Below are 22,118 nucleotides of genomic sequence, written 5' to 3'. Positions count from 1 at the left end.
GGAAAGCGGCGTAGGCGGCATTCCCAAGCGTCCGGCGCAGCGATAGCACCGCGCCATGCCCGCCCAGAATCCCCATGGCGCGATTCCCGCCGGCGCCACGCCGATGATGGCCCAGTATCTTGCGCTGAAGGCCCAGGCCGCCGATTGCCTGCTGTTCTACCGGATGGGCGATTTCTTCGAGCTGTTCTTCGATGATGCCCGCACCGCCGCCCAGGTGCTCGATATCGCGCTGACCACCCGCGGCGAGCACCTGGGCGAGCCGATCCCGATGTGCGGCGTGCCGGTCCATTCGGCCGAAAGCTATCTGGCCAGGCTGATCCGCGCGGGCTGCCGGGTGGCGATCGCCGAGCAGGTCGAGACCCCTGAGGAGGCGAGGAAGCGCGGCGGGTCCAAGGCGCTGGTGGCGCGCGACATCGTCCGCTTCGTTACGGCCGGGACCCTGACCGAGGAGGCCCTGCTCGAACCGCGCCGGGCCAATGTGCTGGCAGCCGCCTGCGATCTGCGGGGCCTGGTCGGGATCGCCGCCTGCGACGTGTCGACCGGGCGGATGGAGCTGGAGGAATGCCCGCCCGACCGGCTGGGGGCCGCCCTGGCCCGGCTGGGCGCGAGCGAACTGGTCGTGCCCGAGCACTGGGAGCTTGCCCCACCCGCGGCGATCGCGCGGCCGGTGCGCGAGTTCCAGAGCGACGGAGGAGCCGACCGGCTCCGTGCCATCCACGGGGTGGCCACGCTCGATGGCTTCGGCGCCTTTACCCGGCCCATGCTGGCCGCCGCCGGCGGGTTGATCGCCTATCTCGACCATGTCGGGCGCGGCCGGTTGCCCCTGTTGCTGCCGCCGGTGGCACGCAGCGGGGCAGCGCACCTGGCGATGGACGAGGCGACCCGCTCCAGCCTCGAGATCCTCGAGGCGAGCAGCGGCGGACGCCGCGGCAGCCTGGTCGAATCGGTTGACCGCTGCGTCACCGGCGCCGGTGCGCGCCAGCTTGCCGACGATCTTTCGGCGCCGCTCACGGACCCCGCCGCGATCGCGGCGCGGCTGGCTCTGGTTGGCTGGCTCCACGACGATCCGCTGCTGCGCGATGACCTGCGCGGTGCGCTGCGCGCGCAGCCCGATGTCGGTCGGGCGCTTGGCCGCGTGGTGGCCGGGCGCGGCTCGCCGCGCGACCTTGGCCAGTTGCGCGATGGGCTCGACGGGGCGCGGCGGATCCGCGACCGCTTGCTGCGCGAGGCCGATCGTCCGGCCCTGCTCGAAGCGCTGCTTCCCGCGCTGGGCGGGCACGGCGCGCTCGTCGATCTCCTGGCCCGGGCGCTCGTAGCCAGTCCGCCGACCGAACGCGGGCAGGGTGGCTACATTGCCCCGGGCTACGACCATGCGCTTGATGCGCTGCGCGACACCGCCGGCCATGCCCGCCGCGCGATCGCCGCGCTCGAGGCCAGGTACCGCGACGAGACCGGGATTGCCGCGCTGAAGATCCGCCACAACGGCGTACTCGGCTATTTCATCGAGGTGCCGGCGCGCCATGCCGATCGATTGATGGCACCCGATAGCGGCTTTACCCACCGCCAGACCATGGCCGGTGCGGTGCGCTTCAACGCGCTGGCCCTGCACGAGGAGGCAAGCCGGATCGGCGAGGCCGGCGGCCATGCCCTTGCCGCCGAGGAGGCCCATTTCACCGAGCTGGTCGCCGCGGCCGTTGCCCACCGCGAAGGCATCGCCGCGACCGCCGCGGCGCTGGCGCGGATCGATGTGGCCGCCGGCCTGGCCGAGCGCGCCGCCGAGGGCCAGTGGTGCTGCCCGGCGATCGTGACCGAGCCCTGCCTGGCGATCAGCGGTGGGCGCCATCCGGTCGTCGAGGCCGCCCTGGCAGCGCGCGGCGAGCGTTTCGTCGCGAATGATTGCGTGCTGTCGCCCGACGACCGGCTGTGGCTGATCGGCGGCCCCAACATGGGCGGCAAATCGACCTTCCTGCGCCAGAACGCACTGATCGTGCTCCTCGCCCACGCGGGCAGCTTCGTTCCGGCCGCCGCGGCCACCATCGGGCTGGTCGACCGCCTGTTCAGCCGGGTCGGTGCCGCCGACAACCTTGCCCGGGGCCGATCGACCTTCATGGTCGAGATGGTCGAGACCGCAGCGATCCTCGCCCAGGCAACCGAGCGCAGCTTCGTGATCCTCGACGAGGTTGGCCGGGGCACCTCGACCTACGATGGCCTTGCCTTGGCATGGGCCGTGGCCGAGGCGGTCCACGGCCACAACCGCAGCCGCTGCCTGTTCGCGACCCACTATCACGAGCTCGCGCGCCTCGGCGAAAGCTGCGAGGCGCTGTCCCTGCACCATGTCCGGGCCCGCGAATGGAAGGGCGAGCTGGTGCTGCTGCACGAGCTGGCCGACGGCCCGGCGGACCGCTCCTACGGGTTGGCCGTGGCGCGGCTGGCGGGCGTGCCGCAGCCCGTCATCGCCCGTGCCCGCGCTGTGCTTGAGCGACTCGAGCAGGGCCGCGCCGAGACCGGCGGTCTGGCGGCCGGGCTGGGCGACCTGCCGCTGTTCGCCGCCCTCCGCGACGAGCCCTCCCAACCCGCCCCGGACCCGCGGGCCGCGCTCGCCGCGCGGCTCGCCGCGCTCGATGTCGACGCGCTATCCCCGCGCGACGCGCTTGACCTGCTCTACCAGCTCAAGCGCGAGGCCGAGGGGTGACCGTGCCGTGCCGCCGCTAGCAGATCCTTAACTGCCGCCTGCTAGGCCGCGGGCATGATGGTGCCGCGCCTCAACCGGGTGTTTCGCAGCCGCTGGTCGGCCCTGTGGTGGGCGGCCGGCATTCTGCTGCTGGCCTGGCGGGTGGCCGCCGCGGGCGACATCGTCCCGCTCAACTCCGCGCGCAGCGCTGCGCCGCCCCCCGCCGATCCCTGGGCTCTCGATCCGCAATGAACATCGCCGGCAACCCGCGGATGACCATCGTGGTCGTCATCGCCTTCCTGATCATCGTCGCCCTGTTCATCAGTCCGGGCGGACCCGCCGAGCAGGCCACCGGGCAGATTACCGAGGCTGCCCGCGCCACCGCCGGGAAGCCTCCGGCGCGGAGCGTGGCACCGCCCCCGCAAAGCTGGTTCGCGCCCGAGGACGAGGCCGCGCCGCCTCCGCCCCCGCCGCCGGCTTCGGCGGGCGATCAGGGCGCGGCGCTTCCGGCCGAGCCCGGCGGCTTCCCGGTGCGCGAGAACCCGCCGCCACGCGGCCCCGACTTCCCTGAAAACAATTAGCCGATGGTGCCGCCTGCGGCCCTGCGCTCAGGCGGTCCGGGGCCAGTCACGGCCGCTCTGCACGGCAGCGCTTGCGCCGCGAGGGCTCAACGATTCTGCCCGGGCACCCACAGGGCGTCCGCGGCGCCGTTCGCGTTGAGCGCGCGGGCAAGGACGAACAGGTAGTCGGACAGGCGATTGGCATAGGCGAGTGCTGCGGGGTTGACCGGAGCTTCCGCTGCCAGCGCCACCATCCGCCGTTCGGCCCGGCGCACTGCCGCGCGGGCGACATGGACGCGCGCTGCAGCCTCGCTGCCGCCTGGCAGGATGAAGCTGGTCAGCGGCGCCAGTGCGGAGTTGACGCCGTCGATCGCGCCCTCGAGCCAGTCGACCTGACTGGGCACGATCCGCAGCACCATCGGTGATGGGGCGAAATCGTCGCCCGGGGTGGCAAGATCGGCACCCAGGTCGAACATGTCGTTCTGGATGCGGACCAGCGCCGACAGGTGCGGCGCGGCCGCCGGTGCGGCGGCGGCGAGGCCGATCGCGCTGTTGGCCTCGTCGACCGCACCGATCGCCTCCATCCGCGCGGTGTGCTTCGGGCAGCGCGAGCCGTCGACCAGCCCGGTGGTGCCGTCGTCGCCGGTGCGCGTGTAGATCTTGTTGAGCTTGACCAAGACAGGATCCGCCGCGGCGTCAGGACTTGCTGACGGCGAGCAGCACGCCAACCACAAGCACGGCCGCTGCCTGATACTTGATGCGGGCGAACATCATCTTGTTCTGGAGCAGCTGCATCTCGCTGGCGCCGGGCGCGTCGCCGCGCTCGAGGTCGGTGCGGGTGCTCTGCAGGAAGGCGGCGATGCCCTTGACCAGGCTGATCACGACCATGGCCATGAGGACGAGGATCACGGGGACAAGCAGGTAGATCATGGGGTGTCCTCTAGGCTGGGTGCGAGCGTTAGACCAGCAGGGATCTGGCCCTTGCGCAAGCTGTTCGCAAGGGCGAGGCCGTCGGTCGGGCCGGCCGCGCGGCGCAAGTCGGCCAAGGCGGGCGCACCGCGGCGCTTGGCCAGCTTGCGCCCGTCGGCTCCGATCAACAGGCCATGGTGGTGCCAGCGCGGCACCGGCAGGTCGAGCAGGGCCTGGAGCAGGCGGTGCACGTCGGTTGCGGCGAACAGGTCGGCGCCGCGCGTGACCAGGCTGATCCCCTGCGCCGCGTCGTCGAGCGTGACGGCCAAATGATAGCTGGCCGGGGCGTCCTTGCGCACCAGCACGACATCGCCGAACCGCTCCGGCCTTGCAAGCTGCCGCCCGGCCAGGGCATCGTCCCAGCTCAGCGGCCCGGTCCGCGCCAGCGCCGCCGCCATGTCGAGCCGCCAGGCCGCCCCGGCGGGCCGGTCGGTGCGGCCGCGGCAAGTGCCGGGATAGACCGGCCCGTCCGGCCCGGTCGCCCGGCTCGCCGCCAGCACCTCGGTCCGGGTGCAGGTGCAGGGATAAAGCAGGCCCAGCGCGCGCAGGTGCTCGGCCGCCGCGGCATAGCGTGGCAGCCGGGCCGACTGGTGGACCACAGCCTCGTCCCAGGTCAGCCCCAGCCAGGCGAGGTCGGCCAGGAACTCGGCCGCCAGCGCGGGAAGGCTGCGCGCCCCGTCGATGTCCTCGATCCGTACCAGGAAGGCGCCGCCCGCCGCGCGCGCCAGATCATGCGCCACCACCGCGGCATAGGCATGGCCCAGGTGGAGCGGACCGTTCGGGCTCGGGGCGAAGCGGGTGCGGAGCATCGGCTTCGCCTTAGCCCGATCCGCGCGCCATCGCGAGTTGTGGATTGCCGGGCGGCAGCAGGGGGGCACAGGGCTTGACCCGGCCCGGGCGAGGTGCATGATCGGACCATGCGCTGTCGCGAAACCGTCACGCCCGCTTGCCATCAGAGGCCATGCTCAAGGGCGAGCTGATCGAACGTGCGGCCCGGTTCCGCAGCGCCGAGGAGGATCCCTCCCGGCACCTTGCCAATTGTCCGGCCCTGGTGCTCAACGCCGACTATACCCCGCTGTCCTACTATCCGCTCAGCCTGTGGCCGTGGCAGACCGCGATCAAGGCGGTGTTCCTCGAGCGGGTGGACATCGTCGCCACCTACGAACGCGAGGTCCATTCGCCGAGCTGGACCATGCAGATCCCCTCGGTGATCGCGCTGCGCCAGTTTGTCCGGCCCAGCGAGTTTCCCGCCTTCACCCGCTTCAACGTGTTCCTGCGCGACCGCTTCAGCTGTCAGTACTGCGGCAGCCCGCACAACCTCACCTTCGACCACGTCATCCCGCGCCGCCTCGGTGGACGGACCAGCTGGGAAAACGTCGCGACCGCCTGTGCGCCGTGCAACATGCGCAAGGGCGGGCGGACCCCGAAACAGGCGCAGATGCCGCTGTTGCTCGAACCGATCCGGCCGACCAGCTGGCAGCTGCAAGAGCGCGGCCGCGGCTTCCCGCCCGGCTACCTGCACGAAACCTGGCGCGACTGGCTTTACTGGGACGTCGAGCTGGAGGCCTGATCCCGTCACCGGCCCGCCCTGCCGGCGGGCCAAACCCCCGTCGATGCCTTGCCCAAGGAGCCTGCCATGTCATCTTCCCCCTGGACCCACACCCGCAGCGCCGGCCTCGCCGACGACATCGATTTCGAGATCAAGGGCCAGGAGCTGCAGTTCGTCGAGATCGAGCTCGATCCCGGCGAGAGCGCCGTCGCCGAGGCCGGGGCGATGGTGTGGAAGGACGCCTCGATCGGCATGACCACCGTGTTCGGTGACGGGCGCGGCGCCGAGGGCGGATTCATGGGCAAGCTGCTCGGCGCGGGCAAACGGCTCGTCACCGGCGAAAGCCTGTTCACCACGGTCTTCACCCACAATGGCGGCGGCAAGGCCCGCGTCGCGTTCGGCGCGCCGGTGCCCGGGTCGATCCTGCCGCTCAAGCTCGACCAGCTCGGCGGCACGTTGATCTGCCAGAAGGATGCCTTCCTGTGCGCTGCGAAGGGCGTCCAGCTCGGCATCCACTTCCAGCAACGGATCATGACCGGGCTGTTCGGCGGCGAGGGCTTCATCATGCAGCGGCTCGACGGCGATGGCTGGGTCTTCGTCCAGATGGGCGGGACCGTGATCGAGCGCGAGCTGCGCCCCGGGGAGGAGCTGCACGTCGATACCGGCTGCCTTGCGGCCTACACCTATGGCGTGGAGTTCGACGTGGTCCGGGCCGGCAACGTCAAGACCATGATCTTCGGCGGCGAGGGCGTGTTCTTCGCCCGGCTGCGCGGACCCGGCAAGGTCTGGATCCAGTCGATGCCCTTCGCCCGCCTGGCCGGCCGCGTGATTGCCACGGCCATGCCCGCGGGCGGCCAGAACCGCGGCGAAGGCTCCGTGCTGGGCGCGCTGGGCAACCTCATCGACGGGGACTGACGTCGCGGGCGCGGCCGGGCCCGGGTCGGCTCAGCGCATCCCGGCCAGGGCTTTCTGCCGCCGCCGCTGCACCGAACTGCCCAGCCCGATCGCCTCGCGGTACTTGGCGACAGTGCGCCGCGCGAGGTCGAAGCCCTTCTCCTTGAGCAGGTCGACCAGGGTATCGTCCGACAGGATCGCCTTGGGGTCCTCGGCTTCGATCAGCTGGCGGATCGCTGCCTTTACTGCCTCGGCCGAGACCGCGCCCTCGCCGTCCGCCGAGGCCACGCCCGAGGTGAAGAAGTACTTCAGCTCGTAAGTACCGCGCGCGCAGTTCAGGTACTTGTTCGAGGTTACCCGGCTCACGGTGGATTCGTGCATGCCGATTGCCTCGGCCACGGTGCGCAGGGTCAGCGGCTTGAGATGCGCCACGCCGTGGCGGAAGAACCCGTCCTGCTGGGTGACGATCTCGGCCGCCACCTTGAGGATGGTCTTCTGGCGCTGGTCGAGGGCCTTCACCAGCCAGTTCGCGTCGGCCAGCTTCTCGGACAGCCACCCGCGCGAGGCCTTGTCGCCGCAGGAGCCGCGCAGTTCGACATAGTAGCTGCGGTTGATCACCAGCCGCGGCAGGGTCGCCTGGTTGAGCGCGATGTCCCAGCCCTGGAAGCGGCCCTGCGGATCGGTCCGGGCCCGCACCAGCACGTCGGGCACGACCGTTTCGCCGCCGCCACTGGCGAAGCGCAGCCCGGGCTTGGGATCGTAGCCCCGCAGCTCGGCCAGCATGTCGGCGAAATCCTCGTCGTCCACCCCGCACATGCGCTTGAGCCGCGCCAGCTCGCCGCGCCCGAGCAGCTCGAGATTGTCGAGCAGCCGGGCCATGCAGGGATCGTAGCGGTCGGCCTCGCGCGCCTGCAGCGCCAGGCATTCGCCCAGATGGCGTGCCCCGACCCCGGTCGGATCGAGCGACTGGACCACCGCCAGCCCGGCCTCGGCCTCGGCCAGCGACACGCCGAGATCGCCGGCCACCTCGGCCAGCGGGACGGTCAGATAACCCGCCTCGTCGAGCTGATCGATCAGCGCATGAGCCACGAAGGCATGGGCTGGATCGCGCGCCACCGGGCCGACCTGGGCATGGAGATGCTCTGCCAGCGTCTCCTCGCCGCTGCCGCGCTCGGCAATGTCGAGGCCCTCGCCCGAGCCCGGACCGCGGGCCTCGCCCAGCCAGTCGGCCTGGCCGTCACCGGTGTCGCGATCCCGGTCGAGCGCGGCCGGATCGATGTCGAGTGGCCGGTCGTCATCTGCCCGGCCCTCGCCGATCAGCTGGTCGACCGGCGAGGATTCAAGCGTGGTGCGGCGCAGGTCCTCGGTTTCGACCGGCACGGCCTCGGGAGCGGCCGAGCCCAGCTCGAGCAGCGGATTGGCCTCGATCGCCTCGCCGATGAAGGTCTCGATCTCGAGGTTTGACAGCGCCAGCAGCTTGATCGCCTGCTGCAGCTGCGGCGTCATCACCAGCGACTGCGACTGGCGCAGGTCAAGGCGGGGACCCAGGCCCATGGTCAGCTGTCGGACGATCGGGGCCGGACTGGGACCGGGGGGCGGCCCGGTCCGGAGCAAGCCGTCATAGCGTGAAGCTCTCGCCCAGGTAGAGCCGGCGGACGTTCTCGTCGGCGACAAGCGCCTCGGGGCTGCCCGCAAACAGCACCTGGCCGCCGTAGATGATGCAGGCCCGATCGACGATATCGAGCGTCTCGCGCACGTTGTGGTCAGTGATCAGCACGCCGATGCCGCGTTGCTTGAGATCCTTGACCAGCTCGCGGATGTCGCTGATCGACAGCGGATCGATCCCGGCAAAGGGCTCGTCGAGCAGCATGATCGAGGGCTTGGCGGCCAGCGCCCGCGCGATCTCGCAGCGCCGCCGCTCGCCGCCCGACAGCGCCATGGCGGCCGAGCCGCGCAGCCGGGTGAGGCCGAATTCGTCGAGCAGGCGTTCCAGCTCGCTGGCGCGCACCGCTTCGTCGGGCTCGTTCAGTTCGAGCACGCAGGCGATGTTCTGTTCCACCGTCATGCCACGGAAGATCGAGGTCTCCTGGGGCAGGTAGCCCAGGCCGAGCACCGCACGGCGGTACATCGGCAGGTTGGTGACGTCGATCCCGTCCATCAGGATGCGGCCGGAATCGGGCCGGACCAGCCCCATGATCGAATAGAAGCAGGTGGTCTTGCCGGCACCGTTCGGACCAAGCAGGCCAAGCACCTCGCCCTTGCCGACCGACAGCGAGATGTCGGTCAGGACCGCGCGCTTGTCGTAGCTCTTCGCGATCGAGACCACCTCGAGCCCGCCCTGCGGGATCGGCTGGACCGCGCTGGTCGAGGCGGAGGGCGCCGGCCGGTCGGCCGTGGCAGCGGGCAGGGTATCGCTCATCGCTGCCGGTTTAGGCCGCGCGTCCAGGCACTTCAAGCGGGTAAGCAAGATTCCGGCCAAGTCGTCCCGGTGCCGGGAGGCCGGGTCCAGCGCGGCGATTCAGACGGGGACGAAGCGCCCGGCGGCGCGGTCCTTGCGCACCTTGAGGCCGTCGAACACCTGGCCGCTCATCGCGATCCACACCCCCGGCGGTGCCACCTGCGCGGCGGCGAAGGCCATGCCGAGGTTGAAGGCGGCATCGCTCTCGGCGAACCGCGCGGGCGCGAGCGCGCCGGTCAGCACTATGGTCTTGCCCGCGACGCCGGCGGCGATGGCGCGAGCGGTCTCGGTCATCGTGTCGGTCCCGTGGGTGACGACGATCCGCGTCTCGGGGGCCTCGCGCAACGCGGCGACGATCAGCGCGCGGTCGGCATCGGTCAGTTCGAGGCTGTCCTTGCGCATCAGTTCGGTGACGCGGAACGGGGCGGTCACCCGGGCCCGGGCCAGCAGCGCGGGCACCGCGCTTTCCTCGATGCGGTATTCGCTCAGCGCGTCGAAATAGGCCTTGTCGATCGTGCCGCCGGTGGTGAGGACGAGGGTCGGACTGGTGCTCATGCCGGTCTCCTTGCCCGGTGCCGGGCGGCGCGGCAAGCGGGGATCAGCCAGCGATCCAGCGCCAGGGCCCGGCCGGCACATAGGCCAGGGGAATGTGGCCCCAGGTCGCCACCAGCCACAGCACCGTGCCGCCCAGCCAGGTGCCGAGCCCGGCGCGGGCCAGTCCGGCGGGGCGCGGCCAGTAGCTGGTGCGCCCCGCCCAGGCCTGCCAGTCCGCCCCCAGTTGCGCGGCCTTCTTGCCGTCCTGCAAGGCCGCGCCGCCCAGCGCCAGCAAGGCGATGGCCGCGGTCAGCACCAGCACCCGCGGCGTTCCGGCCACAAGGGCATGAGCCAGCGCCCACAGCCCGAAGCCCCACATCATCGGGTGGCGCGTCACGTGGAACACCCCCTGTACCGGCGCGGCGGCGTGCTGCGCGGCGCGCGGGTCGGGCAGGGCGGGATTGCCGCGCAGCGAGCCGATCAGCAGCACTGCGGCGAGCAGGGTGAGCAGGCTGGCCACCGTCCAGACCGCGGCGCCGCTGCCGTCCCATAGCGGAACCGCGCCGGCCGGCACCGCGCGGAAGGCTTCCGTCATCCACGCCATGGTCGCCAGCGCGATCACGGCATAGACTGCCGAAAACCCCTTTTCGCCCAGCCGCGCGACCAGCGGCGCGCGCAGCGGATGCGACAGCAGGACGTGGGTGCCGACAAAGGCGGTCGCTGCGACGATCAGTTCGAGCAGAGGCGTCATGGCCGTGTCCCTTGAGAACGGGCGGTGCGCCGGCCCGATGGTCCGCCGCCCGATCCGGATCTTGCCGCGCCACGCTGCGCCCGGCAATGCCAATGTCCCCGCGTGATCTTTCGGGAAGCGGCAGCGCCCGCCGCACCGCTGACGTTCAGGGATGGGGCCGTGGCGACCGATCCGCTCGCGGGCATCCAGCGCATCGGACGGTCGCCCCCTTGAGGACCAGGCCATGTTTTGCCCGTCTATCGCCCGGAAGGTCCGGGACTCCGCTGTTGTTTCGCGGTACTCTGCCGCGCCGCGGGATTTGGCTGCAAGGAGTCGCAAGTGTCCGTTTCCGTTCGTGCGAAAGTGTCCGTGACCCGGGCTGTCGGCCGCTCGCTGTTGGCGCCAGTGCTGCTCGCCCTGCTGTTGCCGGGCTGCGCCGAGGCACGCGACGATGCGCCAGCCGACCCTGCGCCGTTCGCGGTCACCAAGGTCGCCGATTTCCAGTATCCCTGGCGCATCGCCTTTCTGCCCGATGGCCGCATGCTCCTGACCGAAAAGCCCGGCAAGGTCTGGCTCGTCACACAAGGCGGTGCGAAGCAGCCTGTCGCAGGCATCCCGCCCGTGGTCTATGCCGGGCAGGGTGGCCTGCTTGGGGTCTACGTGGCGCCCACCTTCGCGCGCGACCGGCGGGTTTACCTGACCTATGCCGAACCGGGCGGGACCGGTTCGGGGCTGGCCCTTGCGCTGGCCAGGCTCGCCGCCGATGGATCGCGGCTCAACGACCTCAGGGTCATCTGGCGCGAATGGCCCAAGGGCAAGGGCGGGCAGTTCGGCGGCGCGCTGGCGTTCTCGCCCGACCACAAGACCCTGTTCCTGACGGTCGGGGATCGCCAGCGCATGACCCCGGCGCAGGACCCCGATCTTCCGCAGGGCAAGATCCTGCGGCTAACGCTGGACGGACGACCCGCGCCGGGCAACCCGCGGGCGGGCCGGACCGGCGCGGCGACCGCGCCGCTGATCGATCCGCCGCGCGATACGGAGGTCGCCAAGACCGCGCCGGTGGTCCAGCAATTCAGCTGGCCCGGTGCGAACCAGACCCCGTCCGAAACCTGGGCGACCGGGTTCAGGACGCCCTATGGCCTGGCATTTGGCCCCGACGGGCGGCTGTGGGAGCTGGAACATGGGCCCCGCGGCGGCGACGAGCTCAACCTGATCGAGCCCGGGCGCAACTACGGCTGGCCGCTGGTCTCGTTCGGCGACAACTACAATCGCGTGCCGATCCCCAGGCCCGCGACGCGGCCCGACCTGACCGCCCCGGTGGTGCAATGGACTCCGGTGATCGGCCCGGGCAACCTCATGTTCTACAGCGGCGTGCAGTTTCCGGACTGGCGGGGGCAGGCGCTGGTCGGTGGGCTGGCGAGCAAGGGGATCGAACGGATCGTGTTCGATAGCCAGGGCGGCGCGCGCGTCGCCGCGCGCTACGATCTCGGCTTCCGCGTCCGCGATGTGGCACAGGCCCCGGATGGCGCGCTCTGGGCCATCGCCGATGCCGATCCCGGCGGACTCTATCGCCTGGTCCCCAAGTGAGGGCGGCGCTGCGGCGCCGGTGCCGATCCGAACGCGGCGCGGAACCGAATCGCTTCACGCCGCGGTGGCGGCCGAATGGCCAGAGCCGGCCAAGCGCATGGTGCTGGCACGCTGCCGACTGAGCGGTTCCACCAGCGAGCCCGATGGGCGCCCGCCGCAAAGCTTGTGCTGGCGCACCCGACAGGATTCGAACCTGTGACCTCTGCCTTCGGAGGGCAGCGCTCTATCCAGCTGAGCTACGGGTGCGTGAGCGGCGCGACTAGCAGAGGCAGGACGGGCGCGCCAGCGTGAATTCGCAGACCAGGTTTAGCCATTTCGCAAGGGCTCGCGACTAGCTTGGTCCGCATGACCACGCTCGCCGTTCCGCCCACCCCTTCGGCCAGCCCGCGCGCCGAGGCGCTGCTGGTGCAGTGGCGCGCGCTGCACGAGGCGGCTGGGCTTGTGGCGAATCTCGCCGGCGAACCGGCGGCTGCGGCCGCGCCGCAAGCGGATGACGGCACCGAATCACTCGGCCTGGCCAACGGCTGGCGGCTGGCGCTGATCGGGCGCGGACTGGCCGATACCGCCGCGATCCTCGAGGGTGGGATTCGTGCCCTGCTGGTGGCCCGGGCGCGCGGCGCTGAGGTGCGCCCCGCAGCACAGGCGCTGTGGCAGGAGTTCCTCGCGGCGCGGGCGGCCTTGCTCGCGCTCGTCCCGCCGCACTAGCGCGGTGCCTTGCAAAGTTCGCATTATGTTCTAGTGTACGGCGATGGATTCGTCGCTCGCCCCGTCCTCTTTTCCCGACCCTGCCGCCGCGGTCCCCTGCGGTCTGGATACCGCGGCGCGGAGCGCGGCCGCGGTCGCACGCGGGGTCTGCCGGCTGTTCGCGCGCAACGATATCTGGTGCCTTGCCGAGATGCCCCTGCGCTCGGGCCGACGCGCCGATCTGATGGGGATCGATGCCAAGGGCCAGGTGATCATCGTCGAGATCAAGGTGAGCCGGGCCGATCTGTTGGGCGACGGCAAGTGGACCGACTATCTCGACCACTGCGACCGCTTCTTCTGGGCGCTCCATCCCGCGCTCGACCGCGCCTGCATGGAAGGGCCGGCCTTCCGTCCCACAGAGTGCGGGCTGATCGTGGCCGATGGCTACGACGCCGAGATCCTGCGGCCGGCGCCGATGCGCCCGCTGGCGGCGGCCCGGCGCAAGGCCGAGGTTGAGCGGCTGGCCCGCGCCGCGCTGCGCCGCCAGGTGGTCGCGGCCGATCCGCACTGCGCCGGGTTCGTCGCCGGGCTCTAGCCCGGCCGATTGCCCCGACGGGCCTTGCCCGGCCGCAGCAGGGCGGGCACATCGGACGGAGCCGCCACCACGGACCGCCCCGCCATGGATATCCGCGAAGACGACCTGACCGATCCGCAGACCCTCGAGCTGCTGCGCCTCCATCGCGAGGGCATGCTGGGCGGGACCCCGGCCGAACATGCCTATGTGCTCGATCTGGGCGGGCTGCGGCAGCCCGGAATCACGGTATGGACCGCCTGGCGCGACGGCCGGGCGCTGGGGATTGCGGCGCTCAAGCAGTTCGATGCGACCAGCGGCGAGATCAAGTCGATGCGCACCCATCCCGCCCATCTGCGCCAGGGCGTGGCGGCGCGGCTGCTGGATCATGTCATCGCCACGGCCCGGGCGCGCGGCCTGCGCCAGCTGATGCTCGAGACCGGCACTGCGCCGTCATTCGATCCGGCGCTGGCGCTCTACCGCCGGCACGGATTCCGCACCGGACCGGTCTTCGCCGACTACCAGGAAAGCCCCTACAACCAGTTCCTCCACCTCGCGCTCGACTAGACTCGGTGTCAGTTAAGCTGAACCAGTGACGGCACGGGCCCGTCACTCAGCGCCGGCGTGCCAGGTCGGCGAGCAGGGCGCGCTGCTGCGCCGGGGTCATCATCGCCCAGTCGGCGATCTCGGCGAGGGTCCGGCGGCAGCCCAGGCACCAGCCGGTGCGGGACTCGATCCGGCAGACCCGGGTGCAGGGCGAAGGTGGCGCGGCCATGGCCGCGCTGGACCATGCTGGCCGCCGCTTGGCAAGTCCCCGCCGGCCGCGCGTGGCAGCTTGCGTAATTTCCTTGCGTTTTGGCGCAATCGATCGTAAGACCCTGCCCGTGGCCGGCGCGGCATCCGCGCAATCGACCGCCAGCGTGAGATCCGCCTGCACCTAGCGCAAGGCGTGTTCCGCGGCGATGCACGGCCACGCCCACCAAGCTTCCCACTCACGCAGGGGTCGCCCGACGCGAACCCTTGTCGCGCGCGCCCGCTTGGCGTGCGCCAACGAAAGCATACTGATTCCATGTCCTATTTTTCCGACCTCGGCCTGGCCGAACCGATCCTGCGCGCGCTTGACGCGAAGGGCTATGCCGATCCGACCCCGATCCAGCGGAAGGCGATCCCGGCCCTGCTCGAAGGGCGTGACCTGCTCGGCATCGCCCAGACCGGCACCGGCAAGACCGCGGCCTTCTCGCTGCCCTCGTTGCACCGCCTGGCGGGCGATCTGAAGCCGACCAAGCCGGCCTCGTGCCGGATGCTGGTGTTGTCGCCCACCCGTGAGCTGGCGGCGCAGATCGCCGAGAACATCCGTGGCTATGCCAAGTACCTCCGGCTCGGCGTGCAATGCGTGTTCGGCGGTGTGCCGGTGGGCAAGCAGGCCCGGGCTCTGGTGGCCGGCACCGATATTCTCGTCGCCACCCCGGGGCGTCTGCTCGATCTGATCGACCAGCGCGCGCTGACCCTGCGCAATGTCGAGATCTTCGTGCTCGACGAGGCCGATCAGATGATGGATCTCGGCTTCATCCAGCCGCTCACCCGCGTCGCCGCGCTGCTGCCCAAGGACCGCCAGAGCCTGTTCTTCTCGGCCACCATGCCGCAGTCGATCGCCGAGCTCGGCAAGCGCTTCATCAACAATCCGGTGCGGGTCGAGGTGGCGCCGCAGTCGACCACCGCCGAGCGGGTCGAGCAGTACGCGACCTTCCTCAACCAGGCCGAGAAGCAGGCGTTGCTCACGCTGACGCTGCGCCGGGGTCTGGCCGACAAGTCGATCGACCGGGCGCTGGTCTTCACCCGCACCAAGCACGGCGCGGACCGCGTTGTGCGCCATCTCGCCGGCGCCGGCGTCAATGCCGCGGCGATCCACGGCAACAAGTCGCAGGCGCAGCGTACCCGCGCGCTCGAGGGCTTCCGCCAGGGCTCGACCCCGATCCTGGTCGCCACCGACATCGCCGCGCGCGGGATCGACGTGACCGGCGTCAGCCACGTGTTCAACTTCGAGATCCCCAACGTGCCCGAGCAGTATGTGCACCGCATCGGCCGCACGGCGCGGGCCGGCGCCGACGGGATTGCGCTGAGCTTCGTTGCCCCCGACGAGCGTCCCTACCTGCGCGACATCGAGAAGCTGACCGGGGTGAAGCTCACCCCGCAGCCCCTCCCCGAGGATTTTCTCAAGCAGGCTGCCAGTCTGCCCACGCCGATCCGCGCCGAGCCCGAGGCCCAGGGCCACGGCGGTGGTCGCGGCGAGCGGCGCGGGCCGCCGCGGCGCGATGGCGGCCGGGGTCAGGCCCAGCCGCGCGGCGAGGCACGCGGCGAGCCGCGTCCGCTCCGCGCCGAGGGTGACGGCCAACCCAAGCGCCGGTTCCGTCCGCGCGGGCCCAAGTCGGTCGGCCAGCATGCGGGCAAGGTCCGGCGCGTGAACTGACCCGCTGGACCCTCGGGCAACGGGATGGCCTTTTGCGGCGGATTCGGGCATGGCGGCGACGATGGAAGCGACCATGATGCTCACCACCGCCGCGGCCGCCGGCGGCGCGGCCCTGGCGATGACCGCCATCGTGGCGCTGCGCTACCTGCTCGCCAGCGGCGGTTTCGCGCTGGCGACGGCGCGGGTCCGCCCCGGGCTCTATGGCGGCCTGGGCCGCCAGATCCGCGGCGAAATCGGCTGGTCGCTGCTCTCTGCGGTGATCTACGGGATTCCTGCCGGGCTGGTCGCCTGGGGGTGGCAGACCTATGGCTGGACCCGGATCTATGCCGAATGGGATGCCTGGCCCCTGTGGTACCTGCCGGTGTCGTTGCTGCTGTACCTCTTTGCGCACGATACCTGGTTCTACTGGACCCATCGCCTGATGCACCGTCCGCGCTGGTTCCGTCTGGCCCATGCCGTGCACCATGCCAGCCGGCCTCCGACCGCCTGGGCGGCGATGAGCTTCCACCCGATCGAGGCGCTGACCGGGGCGGTGGTGATCCCCGTGCTGGTGTTGTTGATCCCGGTCCACGTCGCCGTCCTGGGGGTGGTGCTCACCATCATGACGGTGATGGGCGTGACCAATCACATGGGATGGGAGCTGTTTCCGCATGGGCTCGTTCATTCCCGGTTGGGAGGTTGGCTGATAACCGCCAGCCACCACCATCGCCATCATGAGCTCTATTCATGCAATTACGGCCTCTACTTTCGCGTCTGGGATCGACTGTGCGGGACCGATCGCGGCCTGTCGCAGCCCTGAGCCTCGGCGCGGCGGGGGTCGTGCTCGGCGGCGTGGCCCCGGCCGGGCAGGACGTCAGCGTGATGGTCAGCGGTTTGCGCAACGGGCGCGGACTGGTGCGGGCCTGCCTGACCACCAATGTCGCGCTGTTTCCGAACTGCAAGGACGATCCCCAGGCTCACAAGCTTGAGGTGCCAGCCGCACCGGGCCAGGTGCTGCTGGATTTCGGCAAGGTTCCGCCGGGCACCTATGCCTTCGCGCTGATCCACGACGAGAACGCCAACGGCCGGATCGACACGGCGCTGATGGTCCCGCGCGAGGGCTTCGGCTTCTCGCGCGATGCCAAGGTGCGCTTCGGTCCGCCGCGGTTCTCCGCCGCTGCCTTCGCCGTGACCGACGGGCCGGTGCGCCAGACCGTACGGGTGCGCTACATCTTCTGATCCGGCGCGGTGCAGGCGGGTGGACCGCTTGACCGCGCGGTTTGCGGGGGCCACGGAACAGCCATGGCCGATCTGCGCGACCGAACCGAACCGGCAGCCGCTTTCGCCGCGCCCACGCCGGTCGGGACCTTCGCCCCCCTGCGCTATCCTGCCTTCCGCGCGATCTGGACCGCCAACCTGCTGTCGCAGCTCGGCTCGATGATCCAGTCGATCGCGGCAGCCTGGCTGATGACCGAACTGACCCGCTCGCACACGCTGATCGCCGCGATCCAGGCCTCGGCCACCGCGCCGATCCTCTTGGTCGGCGTCTTTGCCGGAGCCATCGCGGACAACTACGACCGACGCCGGGTGATGCTCGCCGCGCAGAGCGCCATGCTGCTGTGCTCGGCCGCCTTGGCCGCGTTCAGCGCGACCGGGCTGCTCGGCCCCTACGGCCTGATCGCCTTCACTCTCGCGGTGGGCACGGGTACGGCGCTCAACGCCCCGGCCTGGCAGGCCTCGGTCCGTGCGCAGGTTGGCCCGCGCGACCTGCCGCAGGCGATCGCCCTCAACACCGTGGCGCTCAACCTTGCGCGAAGCATCGGCCCGGCGCTGGGCGGGGTGCTGGTGGCGACGATCGGGGTAACCGCTGCCTTCGGGCTCAACGCGGTCAGCTACCTCGCGCTCATCTTCGTGTTGCTGCGTTGGCGCCCCGGCCTGCCGGCGCCTGCGCGCCGCGCGATTTTGCCTTCGATCCGCGTCGGCCTGGCCTTTTGCGCCGGTTCGGGGCCGGTCCGCCGCATCCTGCTGCGCGGGCTTTGCGTGGGGATCGGGGGATCAGCGCTGCAATCGCTTCTGCCGGCGGTGATCCGCGACAATCTCGCGGCCGACGAGACCCTGTTCGGGCTGCTGCTCGCGGCCTTCGGGCTGGGGTCGATCCTCGGTGCGCTGGTGGTCACCCGCCTGCGGCGGTCGATCGGGGCCGAGGCGGTGGTGCGGGTCGGCGCGGTGATCTACGCTGCCAGCATGCTGGCGCTGGCCCTGATCGCCCAGGCCGCCGTGCTGTTCCCGTTCATCGTGCTCGGCGGGGTGGCCTTCACGTTCTGCTTCACCACGATCAACGTCGCCATGCAGCTGCGGTCGCCCGAGGCCATTCTAGGGCGGTGCATGGCGATCTACCAGTCGGTCAGCTTCGGCGGCATGGCGATCGGCGCCGGGCTGTGGGGCTGGCTTGCCGACCTCACGTCGAGCGCGGTCGCGCTTGGCCTCGCCGCTGCCTTCCTGCTGGCAGCGACTGTGCTGCTCGGGCTGGTCGCGCCCTTGCCACGCCCCGGCGAAGGGGTGGTCCTGGCGCGCTGACCTCCCTGGTCGCGCGCGAAGTTGCGCGGGTTTCGGCGCAACTTAACCATTTGTCCACCATGCTTGGGCAATCTCCCCGCCAGATGCAGCAGGGGACTGTTCGGATGGATACGTTGCGCGGGCCGTGGGGCGGGATGTCCGACCCGGACCACCTGGAGACCGAGTTCTACGATCCTCGGGAGGACGACATCGGCCACGAAACCTTGCCGCCGGTGATCGGACAGGACGATCGCCGCATGCAGGTGCGCGCCTACAACCACTGGGCCAGCCTGCTCGGCGATCGCAATTTCCCGCTGATTGCCGATCTCGAAACCGGCAGCCTTCCTGACTTCGATCCCCATTCGGTGCTGATTGACGTGTCGGGTGGGATCGAGGATCCGGTGATCCGCTACCTTGGCAGCGCGTTGGCCGAGGAATCCGGCTGCGATCCGCACAACGTCGGCCGCCTGTCCGACGTGCCAGGGCGTTCGCTCGCCTCCCGCATCACCGATCATTACCTGCAGATCATCGCCAATGCCGCGCCGATCGGGTTCGAGGCCGAATTCGTTAACCAGCGCGGCCGCACCCTGCTTTACCGCGGCATTCTCCTGCCCTTCTCGGCCAGCCTTGCGGCCGATCGGGTCGACCTGATCTATGGTGTGATCAACTGGAAGGAACTCGCCGACCAGCAGACCACCGACGAGCTGATGCTGGCCATCGACCAGGCGCTGCGGATCGATTCGCGCAGCACCCCTGGCCCTGCCCACGATGCCACTGGCCTGGCCGCCTGGGCCGATGGCCCAGCCGAGCCGCTGGACCAAGAGGAGCCACTGGAACTGACCGTGCTGGCCGATCCGGCCGAGACCGACGATGGCCTGCTCGGCCTCGCCGACCTGCTCGCCGCCGCACGCGACCTTGCCAAGGCGGCCCAGGGTTCGGAGGATCGCAGCCGGCATGCGCTCTATGCCGCGATCGGCCGGGCGCACGACTTTGCCCTGGCCGCGCTGGATCGACCGGACGAATTCGCCGAGCTGGTCGCCGACGCCGGCCTCACCATGCAGGCGCGCGCGCCGCTGCTGCCGGTGGTCAAGCTCGTCTTCGGCGCGACCTACGACAAGACCCGCCTGACCGAGTATGCCACCGTGATCGGCTATGCCCAGCGCACCGGCCTGCCCGCCGGCCAGCTGGCCGCCCATCTCGCTGCCGTCCCGGGGGGCCTCAAGGGCGTGCTCCAGGCCGAACGCGAGTTCCGCCGCACGCAGAGCGGCAAGCCCGGTCGGACGCAACCTGCCCGCGCGGCGCTGGCCGCACGGCTGCGCGATCTGCCGACCCGCCCCCTGACCGCGCTGCCGGCGGATGGCGACGAGTTTACCCTTGTCCTCGCGCGCCGCACCGCCGAGGGCGTGGTGCTGCTGGGCGAGGTGGCGGACGATGCCGTCCTGCTCGAGCGTGCGGCGCGCCAGCTGCTCGGCTGACCGCCTCGTCGCCTGCCTGCCAGGCTGACCCACCCGGCCTGCCCGTCGAAGCAGTGGCGCCGGGCTCGCAAGCCGGATAGGACTGGCCGTCATGGCCCGCTTTCATCCCCGGTTCAGCCGTTGCCCGCAAAGTCCGGCGACAATGTCTGTCCCGGCCCGCCTCCGCGAATCGTCGTCGTCGGCGCGCAACCGGCCATATGGTGGCCCGCTCCGAGATCGCCTGCGGTGCTGGACGATGGTCCTGCTGGCGCTGCTGCTGCCCTGGCAGCAGGCCCGGGCCCAGTCGATCCTGCGCGATGCCGAAACCGAGACCCTGCTGCGCGACATGAGCGCCCCGCTGGTCAAGGCGGCCGGGCTCGATCCCCGCAATGTCGATGTGGTGCTGGTCGGCGACATGTCGATCAACGCCTTCGTCATGAACGGGCAGGTGGTCTATCTCAACGCCGGGCTGATCAACACGGCCGACACCGCCAATCAGGTCCAGGGGGTGATCGCGCACGAACTTGGCCACATCACCGGCGGCCATGCGATCACCGGCGAGCAGGGTGCCAAGGCCGCGGGAAACATCAGCATCCTGTCGCTGCTGCTGGGCGCCGCGGCGGCGGTGGCCGGCGGCGGCGAGGCGGCGATGGCTGCGGTGATGGCCGGGCAGAGTGCGGCCATGGGCAAGTACCTGGCGTTCAGTCGGGCGCAGGAATCGCAGGCCGATGCCGCCGGCGCGGCCTATCTTTCGGCCGCCGGGATCAGCGGGCGCGGTTCGCTCGAATTCTTCAAGAAGCTTGAGCAGGAGGGCTACCGGCGCGGCTACAGCCAGGCCGACATGGACCCGTTCATGTCTACCCACCCGCTCGAGGGCGACCGTATCGCCACCCTGCTCGAGGTCTACCAGAAGGACCCGGCCTGGACCCGGCCCAGCGATCCCCAACTCGAGGCACGCTTCCGCCGCGCCAAGGCCAAGCTGTTCGGCTACCTGTCCGAGCCCCAGCAGACCCATGCGGCCTACCCCGCCAGCGACACCTCGGTCCCGGCGCGCTATGCCCGGGCCTATGCCTGGCACAAGGAGGCCTATCTCGACAAGGCGCTCGCCGAGGTCGACGCGCTGCTCGCCGAGGCGCCGAACGATCCCTATTTCCTCGAGCTCAAGGGCCAGATCCTGACCGAGGCGGGCAAGCCCGCCGAGGCGCTGGGGCCGCTGCGCCGTGCCACCGACCTGACCGGCAACCAGCCGCTGATCGCCACCACCTTCGGCCATGCCCTGGTCGCCACCGAGGATGCCGCCCACCTCGCCGAAGCTGCGCGGGTGCTGCGCGCGGCGGTGGCGCGCGATCGCGAGAACCCCGATGCCTGGTATCAGCTTGGGCAGATCTACAGCCAGACCGGCGATCTGCCGCGGGCGCGCCTCGCCAGTGCCGAGATGCAGGCGATGCGCGGGGCCTGGCCCCAGGCGCTGAGCAGCGCCGAGGCCGCCAGCGATGGCCTGACCCGTGGCACCCCCGACTGGCTGCGCGCGCAGGACATCGCCTTGCAGTCGCGCGCGGCGCTGGAGCAGGCGCGCCGTCGCCGTTGAACGGGAGGGGTGGCATGTGCGGGCGGTCTGCGTTAGGCCCCGGGCGATGAGCGATCCCGCCACCCGCTTGCGTGCCGCCGCCCCCATCCTGCTCATCGCGCTGGCCTGCGCTGCCCTCGGTGCGCTGGGCGGCTGGTACTGGGAGGCCCGCCGGCTGCGCGCCGATCCCGCCGCCAGGCTCGCCACGGCCGACCGCGCGGCGATCGAGCAGGTCGTCCACGATTACCTGATGGCCCATCCCGAGGTCCTGCCCAAGGCGATGGAGGCGCTCGAGCGCCGCGCCACGGCCGACCGGCTGGGCGCGGTGCGCGGTGCGGTGGAGCGCGCTCATCCCGGGGCCGTCCTCGGCAATCCGGCCGGCAAGGTGGTGATGGTCGAGTTCACCGACTATGCCTGCGGCTACTGCCGTGGCAGCGTGGCCGATGTCGAAGCGCTGATCGCGGCCAATCCCGACCTCAAGGTGGTGGTGCGCGAGATGCCGATCCTCACGCCCGAGAGCGCCGATGCCGCGCGCATGGCGCTCGCCGCCGCGGCCCAGGGGCGCTATGCCGCCTTCCACAAGGCGATGTTCGCCGCCGGGCGACCCACCGCGCAAACGATCGCCGCCGCCGCCCGGGCCGCCGGGATCGATCCCGCGCGCGCGCGCCAGACCATCGCCGCACCCGAGACCCAGGCCGAACTCGACCGCAACCTCGAACTGGCCCGCCAGCTCGGCTTCAGCGGCACGCCGAGCTGGGTGATCGGTGACCTTGCCGAAAGCGGCGCGATCGGCCGTGAGGCGCTCGGCGCGGCGATCGCCCAGGCCCGCAGCTGACCGTGCGCCCTGCCCCCCGGCGCAACGCATTGAGTTGTCCGGCGGGGGATACT

At 70.9% G+C, this 22,118-nt stretch carries 24 protein-coding genes and 1 tRNA gene; 16 read left to right on the top strand and 9 right to left on the bottom strand.

Annotation, left to right across the window (positions count from 1 at the left end; genetic code table 11):
* Nucleotides 1-55 precede the first annotated feature (55 nt).
* The 3 genes from mutS to H7F53_RS12795 are packed head-to-tail and all read left to right on the top strand — an operon-like array spanning nt 56 to nt 3,252.
* Nucleotides 56-2,692, top strand: a complete 2,637-nt coding sequence (gene mutS / locus H7F53_RS12805) for a DNA mismatch repair protein MutS (protein WP_452447338.1) — start codon at nt 56-58, stop codon at nt 2,690-2,692.
* A gap of 54 nt (nt 2,693-2,746) precedes the next feature.
* Nucleotides 2,747-2,923, top strand: a complete 177-nt coding sequence (locus H7F53_RS12800) for a hypothetical protein (RefSeq protein WP_185679890.1) — start codon at nt 2,747-2,749, stop codon at nt 2,921-2,923.
* Nucleotides 2,920-3,252 (top strand): hypothetical protein, encoded by a 333-nt coding sequence (locus H7F53_RS12795; protein WP_185679889.1) that lies wholly within the window; start codon nt 2,920-2,922, stop codon nt 3,250-3,252. The genes H7F53_RS12800 and H7F53_RS12795 overlap by 4 nt, the downstream gene beginning before the upstream one ends.
* Nucleotides 3,253-3,338: 86 nt before the next feature.
* On the opposite strand, the gene H7F53_RS12790 is transcribed toward H7F53_RS12795, so the two are convergent.
* Genes H7F53_RS12790 through gluQRS form a run of 3 tightly spaced genes read right to left on the bottom strand, consistent with a single transcriptional unit; the run spans nt 3,339 to nt 5,009 of the window.
* Nucleotides 3,339-3,908 (bottom strand): cob(I)yrinic acid a,c-diamide adenosyltransferase, encoded by a 570-nt coding sequence (locus H7F53_RS12790; protein WP_185679888.1) that lies wholly within the window; start codon nt 3,906-3,908, stop codon nt 3,339-3,341.
* A 19-nt stretch (nt 3,909-3,927) separates the two neighbouring features.
* The gene (locus H7F53_RS12785; RefSeq protein WP_185679887.1) at nt 3,928-4,161 is read right to left on the bottom strand and encodes an HIG1 domain-containing protein; all 234 of its coding nucleotides are present in this window, start codon (nt 4,159-4,161) and stop codon (nt 3,928-3,930) included.
* Nucleotides 4,158-5,009 (bottom strand): tRNA glutamyl-Q(34) synthetase GluQRS, encoded by an 852-nt coding sequence (gene gluQRS / locus H7F53_RS12780; protein ID WP_185679886.1) that lies wholly within the window; start codon nt 5,007-5,009, stop codon nt 4,158-4,160. Before gluQRS ends, H7F53_RS12785 begins: the two co-directional genes overlap by 4 nt.
* Before the next feature lie 152 nt (nt 5,010-5,161).
* On the opposite strand from gluQRS, the gene H7F53_RS12775 reads away from it, so the two are divergent.
* Nucleotides 5,162-5,770 carry an HNH endonuclease gene (locus tag H7F53_RS12775; RefSeq protein ID WP_185679936.1) on the top strand — a complete coding sequence of 203 codons (609 nt, stop codon included), beginning with the start codon at nt 5,162-5,164 and terminating at the stop codon, nt 5,768-5,770.
* 66 nt (nt 5,771-5,836) lie between these two features.
* Nucleotides 5,837-6,664, top strand: coding sequence for an AIM24 family protein (locus H7F53_RS12770; RefSeq protein WP_185679885.1), 828 nt, complete (start codon nt 5,837-5,839; stop codon nt 6,662-6,664).
* Nucleotides 6,665-6,694: 30 nt separating this feature from the next.
* Here the strand turns inward: H7F53_RS12770 and rpoN are convergent, their stop codons facing one another.
* The 4 genes from rpoN to H7F53_RS12750 form a co-directional block, all read right to left on the bottom strand.
* Nucleotides 6,695-8,197 carry an RNA polymerase factor sigma-54 gene (rpoN, locus tag H7F53_RS12765; protein ID WP_185679884.1) on the bottom strand — a complete coding sequence of 501 codons (1,503 nt, stop codon included), beginning with the start codon at nt 8,195-8,197 and terminating at the stop codon, nt 6,695-6,697.
* Nucleotides 8,198-8,261: 64 nt separating this feature from the next.
* Nucleotides 8,262-9,062 (bottom strand): LPS export ABC transporter ATP-binding protein, encoded by an 801-nt coding sequence (gene lptB / locus H7F53_RS12760; RefSeq protein WP_185679883.1) that lies wholly within the window; start codon nt 9,060-9,062, stop codon nt 8,262-8,264.
* Nucleotides 9,063-9,161: 99 nt separating this feature from the next.
* A complete protein-coding gene (locus tag H7F53_RS12755) occupies nt 9,162-9,656 on the bottom strand; it encodes an asparaginase domain-containing protein (RefSeq protein WP_185679882.1) in 495 nt (164 codons plus the stop codon).
* A 43-nt stretch (nt 9,657-9,699) separates the two neighbouring features.
* Nucleotides 9,700-10,386 (bottom strand): NnrU family protein, encoded by a 687-nt coding sequence (locus tag H7F53_RS12750; RefSeq protein ID WP_185679881.1) that lies wholly within the window; start codon nt 10,384-10,386, stop codon nt 9,700-9,702.
* A gap of 348 nt (nt 10,387-10,734) precedes the next feature.
* On the opposite strand from H7F53_RS12750, the gene H7F53_RS12745 reads away from it, so the two are divergent.
* The gene (locus H7F53_RS12745; protein WP_221773729.1) at nt 10,735-11,952 is read left to right on the top strand and encodes a PQQ-dependent sugar dehydrogenase; all 1,218 of its coding nucleotides are present in this window, start codon (nt 10,735-10,737) and stop codon (nt 11,950-11,952) included.
* 169 nt (nt 11,953-12,121) lie between these two features.
* On the opposite strand, the gene H7F53_RS12740 is transcribed toward H7F53_RS12745, so the two are convergent.
* Nucleotides 12,122-12,198: transfer RNA gene (locus H7F53_RS12740), tRNA-Arg, on the bottom strand.
* 99 nt (nt 12,199-12,297) lie between these two features.
* Here H7F53_RS12740 and H7F53_RS12735 point away from each other — a divergent pair.
* From H7F53_RS12735 to H7F53_RS12725, 3 genes are all read left to right on the top strand, one after another.
* Nucleotides 12,298-12,657 carry a hypothetical protein gene (locus tag H7F53_RS12735; RefSeq protein WP_185679880.1) on the top strand — a complete coding sequence of 120 codons (360 nt, stop codon included), beginning with the start codon at nt 12,298-12,300 and terminating at the stop codon, nt 12,655-12,657.
* 43 nt (nt 12,658-12,700) lie between these two features.
* Complete coding sequence (locus tag H7F53_RS12730; protein WP_185679879.1) at nt 12,701-13,231, top strand: MmcB family DNA repair protein; 531 nt, start codon at nt 12,701-12,703, stop codon at nt 13,229-13,231.
* An 84-nt stretch (nt 13,232-13,315) separates the two neighbouring features.
* Complete coding sequence (locus H7F53_RS12725) at nt 13,316-13,774, top strand: GNAT family N-acetyltransferase (protein ID WP_185679878.1); 459 nt, start codon at nt 13,316-13,318, stop codon at nt 13,772-13,774.
* A 46-nt stretch (nt 13,775-13,820) separates the two neighbouring features.
* On the opposite strand, the gene H7F53_RS12720 is transcribed toward H7F53_RS12725, so the two are convergent.
* Nucleotides 13,821-13,982, bottom strand: a complete 162-nt coding sequence (locus H7F53_RS12720) for a DUF1289 domain-containing protein (protein WP_185679877.1) — start codon at nt 13,980-13,982, stop codon at nt 13,821-13,823.
* A 294-nt stretch (nt 13,983-14,276) separates the two neighbouring features.
* Between H7F53_RS12720 and H7F53_RS12715 the strand changes: the two genes are divergently transcribed.
* The 7 genes from H7F53_RS12715 (at nt 14,277) to H7F53_RS12685 (ending at nt 22,065) form a co-directional block, all read left to right on the top strand.
* Nucleotides 14,277-15,674, top strand: coding sequence for a DEAD/DEAH box helicase (locus tag H7F53_RS12715; protein ID WP_185679876.1), 1,398 nt, complete (start codon nt 14,277-14,279; stop codon nt 15,672-15,674).
* A 76-nt stretch (nt 15,675-15,750) separates the two neighbouring features.
* Complete coding sequence (locus tag H7F53_RS12710; RefSeq protein WP_379542826.1) at nt 15,751-16,473, top strand: sterol desaturase family protein; 723 nt, start codon at nt 15,751-15,753, stop codon at nt 16,471-16,473.
* The gene (locus tag H7F53_RS12705; protein ID WP_343062056.1) at nt 16,440-16,892 is read left to right on the top strand and encodes a DUF2141 domain-containing protein; all 453 of its coding nucleotides are present in this window, start codon (nt 16,440-16,442) and stop codon (nt 16,890-16,892) included. Before H7F53_RS12710 ends, H7F53_RS12705 begins: the two co-directional genes overlap by 34 nt.
* 63 nt (nt 16,893-16,955) lie before the next feature.
* A complete protein-coding gene (locus H7F53_RS12700) occupies nt 16,956-18,230 on the top strand; it encodes an MFS transporter (protein ID WP_185679873.1) in 1,275 nt (424 codons plus the stop codon).
* 134 nt (nt 18,231-18,364) lie between these two features.
* Complete coding sequence (locus H7F53_RS12695; protein WP_246438883.1) at nt 18,365-19,684, top strand: PAS domain-containing protein; 1,320 nt, start codon at nt 18,365-18,367, stop codon at nt 19,682-19,684.
* Nucleotides 19,685-19,919: 235 nt separating this feature from the next.
* Nucleotides 19,920-21,251 (top strand): M48 family metalloprotease, encoded by a 1,332-nt coding sequence (locus H7F53_RS12690; RefSeq protein WP_185679871.1) that lies wholly within the window; start codon nt 19,920-19,922, stop codon nt 21,249-21,251.
* Nucleotides 21,252-21,297: 46 nt separating this feature from the next.
* Nucleotides 21,298-22,065, top strand: coding sequence for a DsbA family protein (locus H7F53_RS12685; RefSeq protein ID WP_185679870.1), 768 nt, complete (start codon nt 21,298-21,300; stop codon nt 22,063-22,065).
* Nucleotides 22,066-22,118 lie beyond the last annotated feature (53 nt).

Origin of the sequence: Novosphingobium piscinae (assembly GCF_014230355.1) — a bacterium.
GTDB classification, from domain to species: domain Bacteria; phylum Pseudomonadota; class Alphaproteobacteria; order Sphingomonadales; family Sphingomonadaceae; genus Novosphingobium; species Novosphingobium piscinae.
The sequence above is the reverse complement of the archived record's forward strand: the minus strand, read 5'-3'. Positions and strand labels throughout refer to the sequence as shown.